Raw genomic sequence first — 16,413 nt, 5'->3', positions numbered from 1 at the left:
CTCACTGTGGGAGCGGCGGTGCGGCGATCCGACTTGCCCCGCGATTGGCTTATCTTGCGTTCAGCGCCTGCGCCTGCGCCAGTACGGCATCCACATGCCCAGGCACCTTGACCCCGCGCCAGGCCTTGCGCAGCACACCATCCTTGTCGATCAGGAAGGTGCTGCGGTCCACGCCCATGTATTCCTTGCCGTAGAGCTTCTTTAGCTTGATTACGTCGAACAGCTGGCACAGCACCTCGTCCTTGTCGCTGATCAGCTCGAACGGGAAGGCCTGCTTGGCCTTGAAGTTCTCGTGGGACTTGATGCCATCGCGCGAAACGCCAAACACCAGGGTGTTGGCCGCTTCGAAGGCCGCATGCTGGTCACGGAAACCCTGGCCTTCAGTGGTGCAGCCCGGGGTGCTGTCCTTGGGGTAGAAGTACAGCACCACCTGCTTGCCTTTAAGCTCAGCCAGGCTGACGCTCTGGCCGCTGGTGGCCTGGGCCTGGAAATCGGCGACGGGTTGGTCGAGTTCAACGGCCATGAAAAGCTTCCTTACATCGGGTTCTGTGGGCGCCACGGTTCGATCAGCGCATCCAGGTTCAGGGCATCGGAGAAGTCCAGGAACTGGTCACGCAGCCAGCTGATCTGGGTACCGGCCGGCAGGGTCACGGTAAAGGTGGCGTTGAGCATGGTGCCGCCAGTCTGCGGAGCCTGGTAGGTGTCGCAGGTCAGGTTCTCCAGCTCCACATGGTGGTCGATGAAGAACTGGCACAGCTCGTTGATGATGTCCGGGCGATAGGCGGCGCTGACATAAGCCACGTACGGCAACGACAACGGGCGCACTTCCAGCTCGGCGCTGCGCACCACGTTGACGGTAAAGGTGTGCTTCTTGGCCAGGCCCGGCAGGGCGCCTTCAAAGCGCGCCAGGGCGTCCCAGCTGCCGGCGACCTGCAGCACCAGGGCACTGCACTCGCCGTGGCGGGTCAGGCGCGAGGTAACGACCGAGCAGCGATTGTCGTTACTGGCCCGGCACAGGATGTTGGTCAGCTCCATGGGATTGGCACCCAGGGCGCTGATGACAAGGAATTGTTCGCGAACGGTGGGGGTGGACATGCAGCATTCCTAAAGCGATGAGCGGTCGGTACCTGACGTGGCAAAAAGGCCGGTAAGCAGGAGCCCGGGGCTCAGGATCGAGCCTTGGGGCGCTGGCTACGCGCATTGTCGGCAGCCCGGCGGGCCACTATGTACCGATCAAAGACAGAAGGGTAGCGAAAATGGCCGCCGAGGGGAATGCTCCGCCCGCCTGCTTCGCTTGTGCAAGGCCGATGGCGCCAGTACCATTACCGCTCTCTTTTTCCGGCAGGAGCAGTTTCATGATTGCGGGCAGTATGGTGGCATTGGTCACACCCATGGATGCACAAGGGCGTCTTGATTGGGACAGCCTCAGCAAACTCGTGGACTTCCACCTGGAAAACGGCACCCACGCCATCGTTGCCGTCGGTACCACCGGCGAGTCGGCGACCCTGGATGTCAATGAGCACATTGAAGTCATCAAGGCGGTGGTCAAGCAGGTCAACGGGCGTATCCCGGTGATCGCCGGCACCGGCGCCAACTCCACCAGCGAAGCCGTACACCTGACCCGCAACGCCAAGGAAGCCGGCGCCGACGCCTGCCTGCTGGTGGTGCCGTACTACAACAAGCCGACCCAGGAAGGCCTGTACCAGCACTTCAAGCACATTGCCGAAGCCGTCGACATCCCGCAGATCCTCTACAACGTACCCGGCCGCACCTCCTGCGACATGCAGGCCGAGACCGTGATCCGCCTGTCGACCGTGCCGAACATCATCGGCATCAAGGAAGCCACCGGCGACCTGAAGCGCGCCAAAGCCATCCTTGACGGTGTCAGCAAGGACTTCATCGTCCTGTCCGGCGACGATCCTACCGCCGTCGAGCTGATCCTGCTGGGCGGCAAGGGCAACATTTCCGTGACCGCCAACGTCGCCCCGCGGGAAATGGCCGACCTGTGCGAAGCCGCCCTTGCGGGCAATGCCGAGAAGGCTCGCGCGATCAACGAACAACTCATGCCCCTGCACAAGGACCTGTTCATCGAAGCCAACCCGATTCCGGTGAAGTGGGCTTTGGTTGAAATGGGCCTGATGCACAAGGGCATCCGCCTGCCACTGACCTGGCTGAGCGAATCCTGTCACGATACGGTACGCCAGGCGATGCGCCAGTGCGGCCTGAAGTTTTAATTGAGGACGTACACCGCATGAAGCGATTGGCTGGTCTTTCCGCCCTTGCCTTGATCATCTCCAGTACCAGCGGTTGTGGCTGGCTTTGGGGCGAAGAGGGTTACTTCCGTGACCGTGGCAGCGATTATCTGGAGGCCACCCAGAAGCCGCCGATGCAGCTGCCACCGGACGTCAGCAGCGCCAAGCGGCTCGACCCGCTGCTGCCGATCCCGCGCAATGTCGCCGACGACAACGTCAAGGGCGAGTTCGAAGTACCGCGTCCACAGCCGTTGAACGCCGCTGCCGATATCAGCGATTTCAGCCTGCAGAAGAGCGGCACCTCGCGTTGGGTCCTGGCCCAGCGTTCGCCTGCTGAAGTCTGGCCGGTGGCGCGTCAGTTCTTTGAAGACAACGGCTTCCGGATTGCCGAAGAGCGTCCGCAAACCGGCGAATTCAACACCACCTGGCAGCGTTTCGACGAGCTCTCGGCATCCATGGCCAAGCGCCTGGGCAGTGCCTCGAGCAGCAGCGACAACGAAGTCCGTGCACGCATCCGCATCGAGCCGGGTGTGCAGCGCAACACCAGTGAGGTTTACATCGTCACCGTCGAGCGTCCGGCCGGCAGCACTGCCGAGCAAGACTTCCCGGCGCGTTCGGCCAACACCGGTGTCGACGCCATCCTGGTCGACGAAATGCTCGCCAGCATGACCCGCAGCGCCGAGAAGGGCGGTTCGGTGTCGTTGCTCGCCGCCCGCGACTTCGACACCCCGAGCCGCGTCAGCCTGAGCGAAGACGGCAGTGGCAACCCGGTGCTGAACCTGGGCGCCGACCTCGATCGCGCCTGGTCCAGCGTTGGCCGTGCCCTGGAACAGGGTGAATGGCGCGTTGAAGACATCAACCGCAGCCTGGGCCTGTACTACATCAACCTGGCCGAGAAGGCCGAGGCCAAGGACCAGGAGCCAGGCTTCTTCAGCCGCCTGTTCGGCAGCGCGCCGAGCAAGGAAGAGCGTGAAGCCCGTGCCGAACGCTATCAGGTTCGCCTGAGCAAGGTTGGCGAAAACGTCCAGGTCACCGTCGAGAAGAACATCAACACTGTGGCCCCGGCAGACGTTGCCCGCCGCGTGCTGAGCGTGATTCAGGACAACCTGGGTTAAGTGCGCTTCGCCGTACTTGGAAGTGGAAGCCAGGGAAATGGCACGCTGATCGCCAGTGGCAACACCTTGCTACTGGTCGATTGCGGCTTTTCCCTGCGTGAAACCGAGCGGCGCCTGGCGCTGCTCGGCGTTTCTGCGGCGCAATTGAGCGCGGTGCTGGTCACCCACGAACATGCCGACCACGTGCATGGGGTCGGGTTGCTGTCGCGGCGCTACAATGTACCGGTCTACCTCAGCCGTGGCACCTTGCGCGGCATGCGCAAGCCGGTCGAGGCCGCAGGCTTCCTGGCCGCCAACGACATCTTGCAGCTGGGCGACCTGAGCGTTACCGCCGTCGGCGTCACTCACGACGCGCTGGAGCCGCTGCAATACGTATTTGGCGATGGCAGCCGGCGCTTTGGCGTGCTGACCGACCTGGGCTCGTATGATGCGGCCCTGCTCAGCAGCTACCAGGGCCTGGACGCCTTGCTGATCGAGGCCAACCACTGTCGCGACCTGCTCGGACGCGGGCCTTACCCGATGTTTCTCAAGCAGCGGGTGGGCGGCGACTACGGACATTTGAACAACCATCAGGCCGCGCGCCTGGTGTCGGAGCTGGACTGGCAGAACCTGCAACACCTGGTGCTGGCCCATCTCAGCAGCAAGAACAACCAGCCACAGCTGGCCCGGCAATGCTTCGTCGATACCCTCGGCTGCGACCCGGACTGGCTACAAGTGGCCAATCAGGATTCCGGGCTCGACTGGCGTGAAATCGCCTAGCCCATCTCATTTAGCAAGCGGAGCCCATCATGGAAAAACGTGAAGAACTCTACCGCGGCAAAGCCAAGTCGGTTTACAAGACCGACGACGCTGACCGCTTGATCCTGCTGTTTCGCAACGACACCTCGGCGTTCGACGGCAAGCGCATCGAACAGCTCGACCGCAAGGGCATGGTGAACAACAAGTTCAACGCCTTCATCATGCAAAAGCTTGAAGAAGCCGGCATCCCGACCCAGTTCGACAAACTGCTGGGCGACAACGAGTGCCTGGTCAAGAAACTCGACATGATCCCGGTCGAATGCGTCGTGCGTAACTACGCTGCCGGCAGCCTGGTCAAGCGCCTGGGCGTCGAAGAAGGCATGAAGCTCAACCCGCACACCTTCGAGCTGTTTCTCAAAGATGACGCCAAGGGCGACCCGTTCATCAACGAATCCCACGTCGTGGCATTCGGTTGGGGTACTGCCGAGCAACTGGCCAAGATGAAAGAGCTGTCGCTCAAGGTCAACGACGTGCTGAACAAGCTGTTCGACGACGCCGGCCTGCTGCTGGTCGACTTCAAGCTTGAATTCGGCGTATTCCACGGCGAAATCGTCCTGGGCGACGAATTCAGCCCGGACGGCTGCCGCCTGTGGGACAAAGAGACCCGCAAGAAGATGGACAAGGACCGCTTCCGCCAGGGTCTGGGCGACGTCATCGAAGCCTACGAAGAAGTTGCCAAACGCCTGGGCGTGCCGCTGTAAGCGGCAAGTTCACGCAAGCGCCTGATACCACGCGAATTTTTTTCGCAAACAGGCTTTGCCTTTCGGCAAACTGCTGGTATCATGCGCGCCACTGGAGAGATGCCGGAGTGGCCGAACGGGACGGATTCGAAATCCGTTGTACTGGCAACAGTACCTAGGGTTCAAATCCCTATCTCTCCGCCATACATGTAGTAGCCGAAGCCCCCGAAAACGTTGAAGTTTTCGGGGGCTTCGTCGTTTCGGGGCGGAACATTAGGGCAGATTTCATGGCTCCGAGGGTTGTACCACGTCCGTCAACTTACTTAAACTTGATCAGCACGGCTACAACTACCATCCAAGCGAAGGAGATGATCATCATCGTCATATTGATGACCAGAAGACGTTTCAGATATGGAGGGAAGTTTTCAAGATCGCCTGGATCCAGCTCACCGATGTGAAGTGATGACCTTGGTATTGTGATCATCTGTGCGATTTTTGCTATCTCCAAGAGGGACCAAATCAAACCCCGCTTCCCCAGGCTCGTGCCCCAAATATAAATATAACGGCTGTTCTTCAAGGCCTCTTTTATGGCGTCCAGGTGACGGTGGCTTAGGTACAGGCTGAATGCGAGACCCGCAGCTGCGAGCAGACCAGGACCACCCGTAAAAATGATCGCAATCCAGGGAGACCACGTGTCGATACTGGTCATGGCTGTATAGTTTCGTAAATTTTATCCCCCATGTATTCACCACCCATGCCACCGACAGTCGTACCCCCCCCCACGCGCCAATCCCCAATGGCCGCGACACAGACAACACCCCGATACCTGTCGAGACGCCAAGCGCCAGGCAAATCGGACCACTGGCAACTTGGCCTGCCCAGCCGCCCGCACCACCCCCAAGGGTGGATATGCCGAATTTCCCTCCTTCCGTAAACTTGACCTTCTCGCAAGCTGCCTCAGAATCGCCGTTACACACCTGCTCAATAGCCAGCAACGAGGACACGCCGCCAATACCAATACCGATATAGCCGCCTGTCTTCATGTACTTGGCAGCACGACTGGTTGCATCCACATGGGTGGCATAACCCGGGATCTGACCCGGCGCACCAGCCTTGTCCCAGTGATGCACCAGGCTCCGATTGGAAATACCGAGGGCTGTTTTTAGCTTGGGGTGATCGCCGAAGGTTGTCTGGCCACGCAGACGCGTTGAGCTCAATAGGTGTGCATCCAGCTTGGCGAGCAGGTGCTTACGATCAGCAAAGAACTGCGGCGATTTAAGGTGGCCGTGCTGTCGATAGCTTTGCTGGTGCAAACGTTCTATGGCTTGAAGGGTGTCGCGCAGTTTGGTCAGGTGCGTCTCCATCACCACTGCGCTGACCCCAAGCCAGGTTGAGGTCGGGCCAGTAAAACTGGCGATTTCAGCACCGTGGCGGTGCATGAAGTCGGCTTGCTCTGGCGTCAGGGGATCCAGGGATGCCTTGACCTGTTGCGCTGCCTGCATCAGTTGCGCTTCCTGGTAGGTACAGGAAGTGTTGTTCGGATCGCCGAGCACGATCATAGAGCCGGCTTTGATCTCGCCTAGATTAGGGTTGAGCGCCTGAAACTTGCTCATCACGGCCGAATCGCGCATGGGAAAAAGCGTGGCCTCCAGTGCTTCGCGGGTCATGCTTTTGGGCGCCACATAGAAGCCAGGTTCCTGGGCCTCTACGCGGTTGAATGCCGTGGGAGCTGGATGGCTCGAAGGCGCGAAACTGGATTGACGCGGCGCTACCGAGGGGTTGGTTACCGTTGAAGAGCCTGGTTGCGCTGCTCGCCTGGCTGATTGCGGTGTAGACTTTTCGTTCTGATAGCTGGCCGTGAACACCGAGGGAATCAGTCGGGCTCTACAGGGGCAGTCGCTGAAACTATCCAGTGTGCCAGCCATGAGTTTGCCATGACTTTCCATGTGCGAGATGCCACCGACGATCCGATAAATCTTTCCGTCCTTGCCACATGAAACTCGATCACCTTCGCGAGCATGAAGCAGACCAAAGAAATTGACTCTGTCATCACCATCCAGCACTTTGCCACCGCAGGTGGTTTTGTCACCCAAGCCAATGAAATAGCCGTCAGTCATTGAGTTTTCTCCATTTCGCCTGGTCAAAGGTCACGAGTTTGGCTGCCTTCGGTGGCCACTCGGTAAACAGCGATCGGGGGATGGGATTTATCCAGAGTGCGGAGAAACTCAAGGGAGACGTCATTGCTGCATTCATTCGTATGATCCTGATCCATGGGGTTTTGGGCTACTGTCCTCTTGTCACCTCAGCGAGCGCGATACGCCTGGTGCATCTCGGCCGGTGACAATAAGTGGAGGATGTAACCCACAGGCAGCACCCTGGAACGGTGGCTATCGAGAATAAATAGGACTATTCCCAAAGGCCCAAAGAATTTGGTTGGTCGGCAGGGTATTCCAGGTCCAGAAAATGTAGGCCTATAACGGCCTGCGCTCCGCTGCGGGGCAATCCTGCGGTCACGACACGCTTTACTTTTTCTGACGCCAGAATACTATCAACCCCCATCGGCCCTGGCCTGAATTCAGCGTGCATCCCTGCGCACGTGCCTCTATTCGTTCGAAGCAATCAGAGAAGACATGATTACCATCCAAGAGCTCAATGACTTCATCAGCAATCCGGAATTGAATGACAGTATCGGACAGGTCTGGGCCTTGATCGGCCAGCATTTCGAGCAAGCACAGGCCACCTTGCCGCCAGAACAGGCAATGCCGCGTCGTGAACTGTCGTTCCATGACCATGTGCGCCTGCTGGGCTATCTGTCGCTGCTGATTGCCGAGGTGCCGGGTGATGTGGTGGAAATCGGCGTGTGGAAGGGCAAGTCGCTGGTGCTGATGAACGAGGTGTGCAACCGCGAGCGCCGAATTATTGGTATCGACCCGTTCGCGCTGCCAAACCAGTTCGAAGAGTTCAGCCACTACAAGCAACTGATGCTGCCTAACGCCGAAGTCATCCGCGGCTTCTCGGAGCTGTGTGCCGAGCGCTTCTACAACCTCGCGCCCAAGGTCGCGCTGTTGCATATCGATGGTGGCCACGCAGGTCGCAACGTGCTGCTGGACTTCCTGCTGTACTCGCCGAGCGTCGTGCCAGGTGGCTTCATCGTGTTTGACGATTACGGCGACTTCCAGCACTCGCCTGAAGTGGGGCCAGCGGTCGATCTGCTGCGGGCCACCGGCTACTTCAATGGCTTCCATGTCCTGGGCTGTGTGCATGGCTTCGAGAACAGTTACGTTCTGCAACGCATGTAATTGAAGCCGGCAGGTGTGCCTTGCTCATGGCTGGCACACCAACCGCTGGCGTTCATAGTTCAACGCCTTGTCCCGCTCGGGCAGGCTGTAAGGCGCGCTGCACTGGCGCTCGCCCCATTTGATCGTCAGGCTGCCCTGGTCTTCTTCCAGCAGCACCAGCGCCTTGCCGTTGGGGTCGGAGATCGCCAGTTGTTTACCGCTGGCATCTTCCAGCGAGGCCCCGAACGGAATCATCCCGCCCTGTTCGTCGAACAGTTCGAACTGCACCCGCCGCCCGCTCTTGCCGGTGTAGCGGGCCACCACTACGGCGCCGCGGCGCGGCACCAGTTGCTGGGTGGCGTTGTCGATCTCGATGTCGCCGCCCAGCTCGCGGGTGTCCAGGCTGATCCAGTTGACCCGGTAAGGTTGCGCGTTGGGGATTACCGCGTAGCCGTTGCGCCCGGTTTCTACACCGCTGTAGCTGCTGATCTTGGCGCCTTTGACCCCCGGCACCTGGGCCAGGGCGAAGGTTTCGCTGACGGTCTGGCCCAGGTTGATACCGCCTTCGTGGGCGACCACCGAGCCCGACACGTTGAGGTTTTGCGAGTCGTAGCCGCGGCCCTGGCTGTAGCCCAGGGTGATGTCGGCCACCGAGGTACGGGTGTTGAGGTTGGCCGAGGCGGAGTTGCCACCGGAGCTGCTGTTGCCACCCTGGACCGAGTAGAAGGTGTCGCTGGTCTCGGACAGGTAGCCGTTGACGCCAACCTGGGTGCTGTCACCACCTTTTTGTGTGCTGGTGGTGATAAATGCGCGCGGCGCGCGAGCGCGGCTGCCCAGCGGGAAAGACACCGACAGGTTGAACTGGGTATCGCTGCTGGAACCGCCGTAGCCATCGCCCAGGTCCTTGGTGCGGGTGACGCCGAAGTTGTAGCTGGCTTCGCCCCAGTTGTTGCTGTAGCCGGCCGAAAAACTCTGCGAGCCGCCGCGGTTCCAGTAGCGCTGGTCGCTGGCGTTGACGTACAGGCTGCCGAACTCGCGGTTGCGGCCCATGCTCTGGTTGATGGTCAGGTCGGTGCGGGTCTTGGAGTTGCCCGGACGGCGCTCCAGGTCGCTGCTCAAGTCCTGGACGTGGTCGGTCAGGCTGCGGAAACCTTCGGTCGAGTAGCGGTACGCGGCCAGGGTGAAGTTGGTGTCGGTTCCGGTAAAGGTCTTGGCATACAGGGCGCGCACACTATTACCCTGGGTGGTTTGCCCCAGTGCGCGGCTGCTTGAATGGGTGACGTCGAACGACACGGCGCCCAGCGCAGTGTTCTTGCCGGCGCCCAGCGACAGCGCCTTGTAGTTGTCGCTGGCCTGTACACCGATGATGCCGGTGAGGTTGCTGCTGATGCCGTAGGCCAGGGTGCTGCTGAGAATGTTCGGCGTGGCCATGCCGTCGGTATTGCTGTTGTACTGGCCGGCCGAGATGCTGTATTTGACCTGGCCTTCACGGACCATGATCGGCAGGCTGGAGAACGCCTGGGTGGTCACCCGGCGGCGGCCGTCCGCTTCGACGATGGTGATCTGCAGGTCGCCGTTGGAGCCGGACGGATAGATGTCGCTGATCTCGAACGGCCCTGGCGGCACACTCGCGGTGTACAGGATGTAGTTGTTCTGGCGGATCTCCACGGTGGCGTTGGTCTGTGCCACGCCACGGATGATTGGCGCATAACCGCGCTCGCTATCGGCGCGCATGCCTTCATCGGAAGCCAGTTTGACCCCGCGATAGCGCACACTGTCGAACAGGTCGGTGTCGGTGAAGATATCCCCGGCACTGAACTGGCCCTTGATGGCCGTGACGTCATGTTGCAGGTAGCTGCGGTTACTTTTGAAGGTGCTCGGGCGACCGGTGCTGCTGGTGAAGTTCGACTCGTTGCGAAAACGCCAGGCGCCCAGGTTGATGCCGTTGCGCAGGCCCAGGTTGTTGGCAATGCGCGTGTCGGCATCGCCGGCGCTGCGGCTGCTGTTGAACTGGTAGTTGATAAACGCTGCCGGCACGCCGTCATCCCACAGTGCAGGGTCGACGTAACCACGGATGCCGCGCTGCATCGCTACCTGCGGCACGCTGGCCGCCAGCTGCAGGCGCGCGGCGTCATAGCGCAGGCTGGCCTGGTCGATCAGCGCTGGCAGGTCATAGCAGCTTTGCGGGGTGTTCGGGTCGAATTTGCCCTGGGCCTGCAGTTTGTTCAGGTCGATGCCCAGCTGTTGCAGCAGTTCCAGGGTCAGGCACGGTTCTACGCGCCCGGTTGCCGGGTTGCGGTTGAAATCGATGTCCCGTCGGCCCACCAGTACTTCGTTGCTGTACAGGTCGACCCGGTAGTTGCCTGGCAACACGCTGTTGGCAGACAGCAGCAGTTGCAGATCAACCGACGAGGGCGCGCCTTGCAGGAAGGTGGTGTTGAACGCTTCCAGTTGTTGCCCGTCGCTGGTGTCCTGCTCGGCCAGGGCCGGCAGCGCGGCAAGCACGGCCAGCGACAGCGCGCTCAACTGCAACAGGCGGGCAGTAGCAGTGTGAGCGCGCGCACGTTGGCCGGCGCAATGAGTTGGCCTGTTACCGGAAGAAAAAGACATGCGAAGGAACCTGTATCATCCCGAATAACGACTGGGCGCGGCGAGGGGCGTAATCACGCGCGGGGTTAACGCCTTGGCATTAACCGTTATTGTTTGCTCGGCGCTTGGGCAGCAGTGCTTGTTTGGCCGCTGGACAGTGTCGTGGTGTACTGATTTTGCGCACCGTAATCATTGATGCTGGAGAAGCTCAGGCGCACGTCGTTGTCGGCGCCCAGGGTTTTAACCGGGAATGTTTTTATTTCACCCGGGGCGACCATGGTCGAATCCGCTGCCAGTTCACTGTGTTTACCCGCCTCAAGTTTTATATCGGCCATCGATACGTGATAAAGGCTCGGGTTGTTAACCTGCAACAGGGTCTTGCCACTCTGGCGCAGCAGTTGCCATTGCAGTTCGGTCGGCGCCATCAGGGCATTGCCCGGCAAGCCGGCAGGTCGGAAGAAAATCTTGATGCGCTGGCGCACAGCCAGTTGCAAGGTATTGGCGGCAGCCGCAGCCTGGGGGATTTCCTGGACGTTGAGCCAGACCACCGACTCTTTGTCTGCAGGCATGCCGGTACCTTCGTACAGCACCCGCAGCAACTGCTGTTCACGGGCGAACACCCGTGCCAGTGGCGGGGTGACGGCAAAGGGCACGCTGCGCTGGGCATCGCTGTCGTCGACCCAGGATTGAATCAGCACATCCTGGCTGCCATTGCGCACGGTGACGTTGGCTTCCTTGTGGTTGCCATCAAAGACAATCCGCGTGGCGCTCAGGGAAATACTGGCCATGGCCTGGCCGGCCATGAGCATGCCGAGCAACCCCAGGCATGCGGGAATAGAACGACGCAACATGGTGTGTACCGTTTGATTCAGGGGTTGTGCTTCAGGGTCAATGGCGAGGCCTGGCGGCCTCGCACATAGCAGTTCAGGCGCTACGCGTTATTCGTATTGCAGGATGAACGGCAGGGTGGCGTCACCGCGACCGGCAGTGGCGGTGCCGGCTGCACCGGTGGTGACGTAGGCGGCGGAGAAGTTGAGGATCGCGTCGCCGCCCGCTGCGCCGGTACCGTGCATGTCGCTCTGGATCTTGGCGGTGGTTTTCGAGCTCAGGTCGATCAGCGCGCCGTTGCTGTCGAGCAGGGCGATACCGACGTTGGCCGCGGTGCCGGTGCCTTTGGTCAGGGCCAGGACTTTCTTGCCGGTGACCAGGCCCGAACCGCCGCTGGCAGCGTCAAAGATCATCGAGACTTTGGTGCCCAGGTTGCAGTTGACGTTGAGGTTGAAGTCTTTACCGGTTACACGGCCCGAGGATGGGCTTTCGGCAGTACCCATGTCCTTGATCGACACAGTGCCCATGTCCACGGAGATCACGCGATCGGCGTTGGCGCCGTCAACCGAGCAGGCGTCGTTGTTGATGACGCCGGTGAAGGTAATCTTGCCGCTGCCACCTTGAACAGGGACCGGGTCTGCAGCCAGGGCAGCGCCGGAAGCTGCAAGTACGGACAGGGTAATAAGGGCCAGTGAGAACTTCTTCATGGTGATGTCCATTTGTATTGGTTGGAAAGTGCTGCATGAAAATGCCAATACACAATAGAGCGGGGGGGGGGGTGCCGAACATCAGACGATTCTTATAAGGCCTGTGCGCAAGAAGGGCGGGGCGTTTGCGCAACAAAGCCATTATCGGAAAATGACTTTGTTGCCATATGGCTTAGTTGAAAACGCTGCGTTCCAGACAATAAGCCAGCAAGTCCTGGTCACTATTAACATCAAGTTTTCGCATGGCCGAAATCTTTTGTGCGCTGATGGTCTTGGCACTTCGGTTCTGGCTGCGGGCAATATCACTGACACTTTTACCGGCGACAAACAGTCGCAGTATTTCGAACTCCTTGGGTGACAGGGTGGCGAATCGATCCTCGATCGCCGCCGTGGTTTCGATGACCGAAGTTTTTGCCGGCTCCAGGCTTCGATACTGACTCTGTTGGGCCACGGCCTTGAGCGCCAGCTGGATTTCAGTGTGCAACTGGCTCTTCTGGATCACCCCGACCACGCCCAATTCATGCAGGCGGGTGAGAATCAGGTGGTTGGAGATCATCGTCAGGATCAGCACCTGCAAGTGCGGAAAATGCCGCTTCAGGTAATCGACCAGCTTCAGGCCGTCGCCATAGGGCGAGTCGGCCGGCATGTTGTAGTCGGTGATCACCAGGTCCACCGGTTGTTGCTCAAGCAGTTCGATCAGCCCTTTCGAGCACACGGCCTCGCCGACCACGCAAAAACGTTCGTCACGTTCTACCAGTTCGCGCACGCCGAGAAGCACGATGGGGTGATCGTCCGCGATGATGACTTTGAGTTTGTCCATAGAGGCTGTCCGTAGTACCGGTATAGAGGGTTAGGGTGTGTCCATACGGCCGCAGGTAAGCCTGATTGTTGTTACTCGAGCGCATCCACAACAGCGGCAAGTCGGGTCAGTATCTGCTGCACTTCAAGGTGCAGGGAAGCATCGACAACCCCGCCTGCCAGCCGGCACTCAAGCGCCGTACAGCGCTCGGCCAGGTTGATGGCCTGTACCGCACCCAGGGCGCCGGCGATGCTGTGCAGCCTTTGGGCGACGATTCTACCGTCACTTTGCTCCAGCGCGCAGTGGATCAATTGCAGGTCATCGCGCATGGTGCTGATGAACAGCGGGCGCATCTTCTCTGAAAGCTGCAGGTTGTCCGTGGCCTGGGTGGCAGCGGGGGCGGTGAGGGTGTCGGGCTCGACCCGCGGTGCTGCGCTCTGCAAGGCCGGGCGGCAGAGCTTGAGCAGATGGCCGCGCAGGGTCTGCAGGCTCAACGGCTTGACGATCCAGGCGTTCATGCCCACGGCAATGCAGCGCATGCCTTCCTCGCGCATGGCATTGGCGGTGACGCCGATGATCGGCAATTGCGGGTCGTGCTCGCGCAGGGTGCGGGCCAGTTCATAGCCGTTCATGACCGGCATGTTGACGTCGGTCAGCACCAGGTCAAAGACCTCGGGCTGCCACAAGTGCAGTGCCTGCTCGCCGTTGCTGGCGACCACTGCGGTGCAGCCCAGGGCCTCGAGTTGCTCCTTGATGATCGCCTGGTTGATCGGGTTGTCTTCGGCCACCAGGATCCGCAGTTGCAGGTTGTCGGCCTGCTGTTGTGCGGCCTGCTGCGATATCTGCGGCTTGCCCACGCGGGCCATGCCGACCGCCTGGGCGATGGCGCGCAGGTTGTGCAGGTCGACGTTCCAGCCGTGCGGGCTGTATTCCGGCGGGTTGCGCCCGCCCGCCGTGCACAGCACCCGTGGCCCGGGCCAGGCCGGCGCGGTGGCCGGCGCCAGGGCGTCGACCAGCACTGCCGGGGCATGTTTGGCTTCCAGCGGCTGCGGCGCCAGGGTGGCGTGTACGCCCAGGCGGATGAGCCAGTCGACCAGCGATTGCGCCAGCTCCTGCACCGGGGCGCGCACGTAGACCGGTATCGAGGAGGCTGCGGCTGGCGCACCATCGATGGTTTGGTCAGGTAGCACTGGCAGGCTCATTCGCAGGGCAAAACTGCTGCCCAGTCCGGGCTCGCTGACCACTTTCAGCTGCCCTCCCATCATTTCGCTGAGCCACCAGCAGATCGGCAGGCCCAAGCCGGCGCCGCCTTCGCTGCAGGCATCCTGTACCTGGTAGAACAATTCGAACAGCTTGGCCTGCTGCGCCGCCGAGATGCCGATGCCGGTGTCGGTGACCTGCCACTCCAGGCTGACCGTATCGTCCTCGTGCGCCAGCACCCGGGTGCGTAGCACCACGCGCCCGGTGTCGGTGAACTTGATGGCGTTGCTCAACAGGTTATTGAGGATCTGGCGGATGCGCATCGGGTCGCCGAGCAGGCGCTCGGGCAGGGCGGCGTCGGTGCAGGCATAGAGCTGCAGGCCCTTGCGCTGGGCGAAGGCGGCATAGGTGTGCAGGGTGTCTTCGATCAGGTCCAGGGGGCAGAACTCGATGGACTCGATGGCCATCTGCCCGGATTCGATCTTCGACACGTCGAGTACGTCGCTGATCAACTGGAACAGGGTTGCCGACGAACGCTGGATGGTCTGCAGGTATTCCTGCTGGCGCGGCTCCAGGCGGGTCAGGCCGAGCAGTTCGAGCGTGCCGAGCACGCCGTACAGCGGGGTGCGGATTTCATGGCTCATGGTCGCCAGAAACAAGGTCTTGGCTTCGTTGGCCGCATCGGCCGCGCGCCGCGCTTCTTCCAGTGCCGTGGCATCTTCGATGTGCCGGGTGACATCGTTGAAGGCATACAGGCGTACATCCTGGCCCTGGTAGCGGGTCGAGACAAAGCCCACCTGCAGGTGTCGGCCGTCGATTTCCAGGTAGGTTTCACCGCTATCGCCCTGGTCGGTGCGTCGCTCCAGGGCAGTGATCAACTTGGTGCTGCCCGGCGATTGCTGGGCCCGCTGGTTTTCCATCAGCACCTGGTTATCGGCACGGCGCACCACGCACAACCCGGTGGGCGCGGTATCGATCACCACGCGGCTGAAAGCCTCGCTTTCGGCGATGCTGTCATGGGCCTGGCGGGCCGGCAGGATCACCTGGCGGCGGTACCAGCGATTGGCGCCCCAGCCCATGGCGATGACCGCGACCAGCAAGGCGCCGAGGCTTGCCAGCGGCCACAGGGCATAGCGGAAGAAGCTGCGGTAGTTGATGGCATAGACCGCCGTCCATGCCGGACCATTGTGGTTGACCAGCTTGAACACCAGGCCTTCGGGCTTGAAGTTGATCCCTTCATGCAACGGCGATTGCGGCCACAGCGCGCCGATCAGCACCTGGCCGGAAGGCGCCACCAGGGTGAAGTGGTCGTAGATCGACCATTCCATGGTGCGTTCATAGTCATTGGCCTGGGACAGGTCGAGGATGCTGGCGATCATCACCCGGGTGTCGGCGCCCTTGATGTGTATCTCGTTTGCCGCCAGCTGGATACCGATATACGCCAGCATGCGCGCCGGGCCCGGGCTGGTGGCGCTCGCGCCATAGTGCTGCCAGCAGACTTCACCTTCGCTGAGCAACTGATGGTCGCGCGGCAGGCGATCGACCACGGCCTTGACCATGTCGATGAAGGTTTCGTTCAGCGGTACGGTCTTGGTCCGTGCGTGGCCGGCGGCGGGTACGGTAATGTCGAAGTTGCCGTCCTGGTTGAACAGGAACACATGGGGCGACTGGTAATGCGAGGTCGACCAGAAAGCACTGTAGAAGGTCGCCAGGTGCACACCCAGGGAGAAGATCTTGGCATGTTCGCTGGCGGCGATTTTCTCCGGGTCGATTTTGGCGCTGAAGGGCATGGAGTAGGAGAACTCCTGGCCCTGGTAAATGTTCGGGCCTTCTTCCGGCAAGGCTTTGAGCAAACGTACCTGGGCATTCTCGTCCTTGAGCAACTCGCCCTGGTGGCTGCGTTGGCCAAGGCTGCGCAAGAACACTTCCTGCTCGCGGATGTTTTCCATCAGCCGGGCAAAGTGAAAACGCACGGTGTCGTGCTGCTCTTCGATCAGGCGCTGAAACGACCAATAGCTGGTACCGACCAACAACAACGCCAGGCCGAGCAGCACCATCATCCCTTTGTTCAGGCGCAACGAACTGCGGGTGAGTTTATCCAGCAGGGCGTTGTCGTGCTTCATCAGGTGCTTCCGCAGTCTCGGTAATTTAGATGGCTGGATGGAGT

The 16,413-nt window shown here is 60.8% G+C and carries 13 protein-coding genes and 1 tRNA gene; 6 read left to right on the top strand and 8 right to left on the bottom strand.

The window, feature by feature from the left end; translation table 11 throughout:
• Positions 1–49: 49 nt before the first annotated feature.
• On the bottom strand, positions 50–523 hold the full coding sequence (locus F8N82_RS18375) for a peroxiredoxin (RefSeq protein WP_038996629.1): 474 nt from the start codon (positions 521–523) through the stop codon (positions 50–52).
• 11 nt (positions 524–534) lie between these two features.
• A complete protein-coding gene (locus tag F8N82_RS18370) occupies positions 535–1,095 on the bottom strand; it encodes a glycine cleavage system protein R (protein WP_038996628.1) in 561 nt (186 codons plus the stop codon).
• A 260-nt stretch (positions 1,096–1,355) separates the two neighbouring features.
• On the opposite strand from F8N82_RS18370, the gene dapA reads away from it, so the two are divergent.
• The 5 genes from dapA to F8N82_RS18345 all read left to right on the top strand — a co-directional run bounded on the left by dapA (position 1,356) and on the right by F8N82_RS18345 (position 5,049).
• The gene (gene dapA / locus F8N82_RS18365; protein ID WP_038996627.1) at positions 1,356–2,234 is read left to right on the top strand and encodes a 4-hydroxy-tetrahydrodipicolinate synthase; all 879 of its coding nucleotides are present in this window, start codon (positions 1,356–1,358) and stop codon (positions 2,232–2,234) included.
• 17 nt (positions 2,235–2,251) lie between these two features.
• A complete protein-coding gene (gene bamC / locus F8N82_RS18360; RefSeq protein ID WP_038996626.1) occupies positions 2,252–3,367 on the top strand; it encodes an outer membrane protein assembly factor BamC in 1,116 nt (371 codons plus the stop codon).
• Entirely contained in the window at positions 3,368–4,126 is a 759-nt protein-coding gene (locus tag F8N82_RS18355) for an MBL fold metallo-hydrolase (RefSeq protein WP_038996625.1), read from the top strand.
• A 29-nt stretch (positions 4,127–4,155) separates the two neighbouring features.
• Positions 4,156–4,866, top strand: coding sequence for a phosphoribosylaminoimidazolesuccinocarboxamide synthase (purC, locus tag F8N82_RS18350; protein WP_038996624.1), 711 nt, complete (start codon positions 4,156–4,158; stop codon positions 4,864–4,866).
• 93 nt (positions 4,867–4,959) lie between these two features.
• Positions 4,960–5,049, top strand: a tRNA-Ser gene (locus tag F8N82_RS18345).
• 242 nt (positions 5,050–5,291) lie between these two features.
• On the opposite strand, the gene F8N82_RS18340 is transcribed toward F8N82_RS18345, so the two are convergent.
• The gene (locus F8N82_RS18340; RefSeq protein ID WP_338918805.1) at positions 5,292–6,962 is read right to left on the bottom strand and encodes a PAAR domain-containing protein; all 1,671 of its coding nucleotides are present in this window, start codon (positions 6,960–6,962) and stop codon (positions 5,292–5,294) included.
• Between the two features lie 513 nt (positions 6,963–7,475).
• Between F8N82_RS18340 and F8N82_RS18335 the strand changes: the two genes are divergently transcribed.
• A complete protein-coding gene (locus tag F8N82_RS18335) occupies positions 7,476–8,144 on the top strand; it encodes a class I SAM-dependent methyltransferase (protein WP_038996621.1) in 669 nt (222 codons plus the stop codon).
• Between the two features lie 24 nt (positions 8,145–8,168).
• On the opposite strand, the gene F8N82_RS18330 is transcribed toward F8N82_RS18335, so the two are convergent.
• The 5 genes from F8N82_RS18330 to F8N82_RS18310 all read right to left on the bottom strand — a co-directional run bounded on the left by F8N82_RS18330 (position 8,169) and on the right by F8N82_RS18310 (position 16,369).
• The gene (locus F8N82_RS18330; protein WP_038996619.1) at positions 8,169–10,733 is read right to left on the bottom strand and encodes a fimbria/pilus outer membrane usher protein; all 2,565 of its coding nucleotides are present in this window, start codon (positions 10,731–10,733) and stop codon (positions 8,169–8,171) included.
• A gap of 86 nt (positions 10,734–10,819) precedes the next feature.
• On the bottom strand, positions 10,820–11,563 hold the full coding sequence (locus tag F8N82_RS18325) for a fimbrial biogenesis chaperone (RefSeq protein ID WP_038996618.1): 744 nt from the start codon (positions 11,561–11,563) through the stop codon (positions 10,820–10,822).
• Positions 11,564–11,650: 87 nt separating this feature from the next.
• On the bottom strand, positions 11,651–12,247 hold the full coding sequence (locus F8N82_RS18320) for a fimbrial protein (protein WP_038996617.1): 597 nt from the start codon (positions 12,245–12,247) through the stop codon (positions 11,651–11,653).
• A 172-nt stretch (positions 12,248–12,419) separates the two neighbouring features.
• Positions 12,420–13,067 (bottom strand): response regulator, encoded by a 648-nt coding sequence (locus F8N82_RS18315; RefSeq protein WP_038996616.1) that lies wholly within the window; start codon positions 13,065–13,067, stop codon positions 12,420–12,422.
• 71 nt (positions 13,068–13,138) lie between these two features.
• Positions 13,139–16,369 (bottom strand): hybrid sensor histidine kinase/response regulator, encoded by a 3,231-nt coding sequence (locus tag F8N82_RS18310; RefSeq protein WP_038996615.1) that lies wholly within the window; start codon positions 16,367–16,369, stop codon positions 13,139–13,141.
• Between the last annotated feature and the right edge of the window lie 44 nt (positions 16,370–16,413).

It is taken from the genome of Pseudomonas fluorescens (genome assembly GCF_902497775.2).
In the GTDB taxonomy this organism is placed as follows: Bacteria; Pseudomonadota; Gammaproteobacteria; order Pseudomonadales; family Pseudomonadaceae; genus Aquipseudomonas; species Aquipseudomonas putida_F.
Note: the sequence above shows the minus strand (reverse complement) of the source record. Positions and strands in the feature narration are given on the sequence as shown.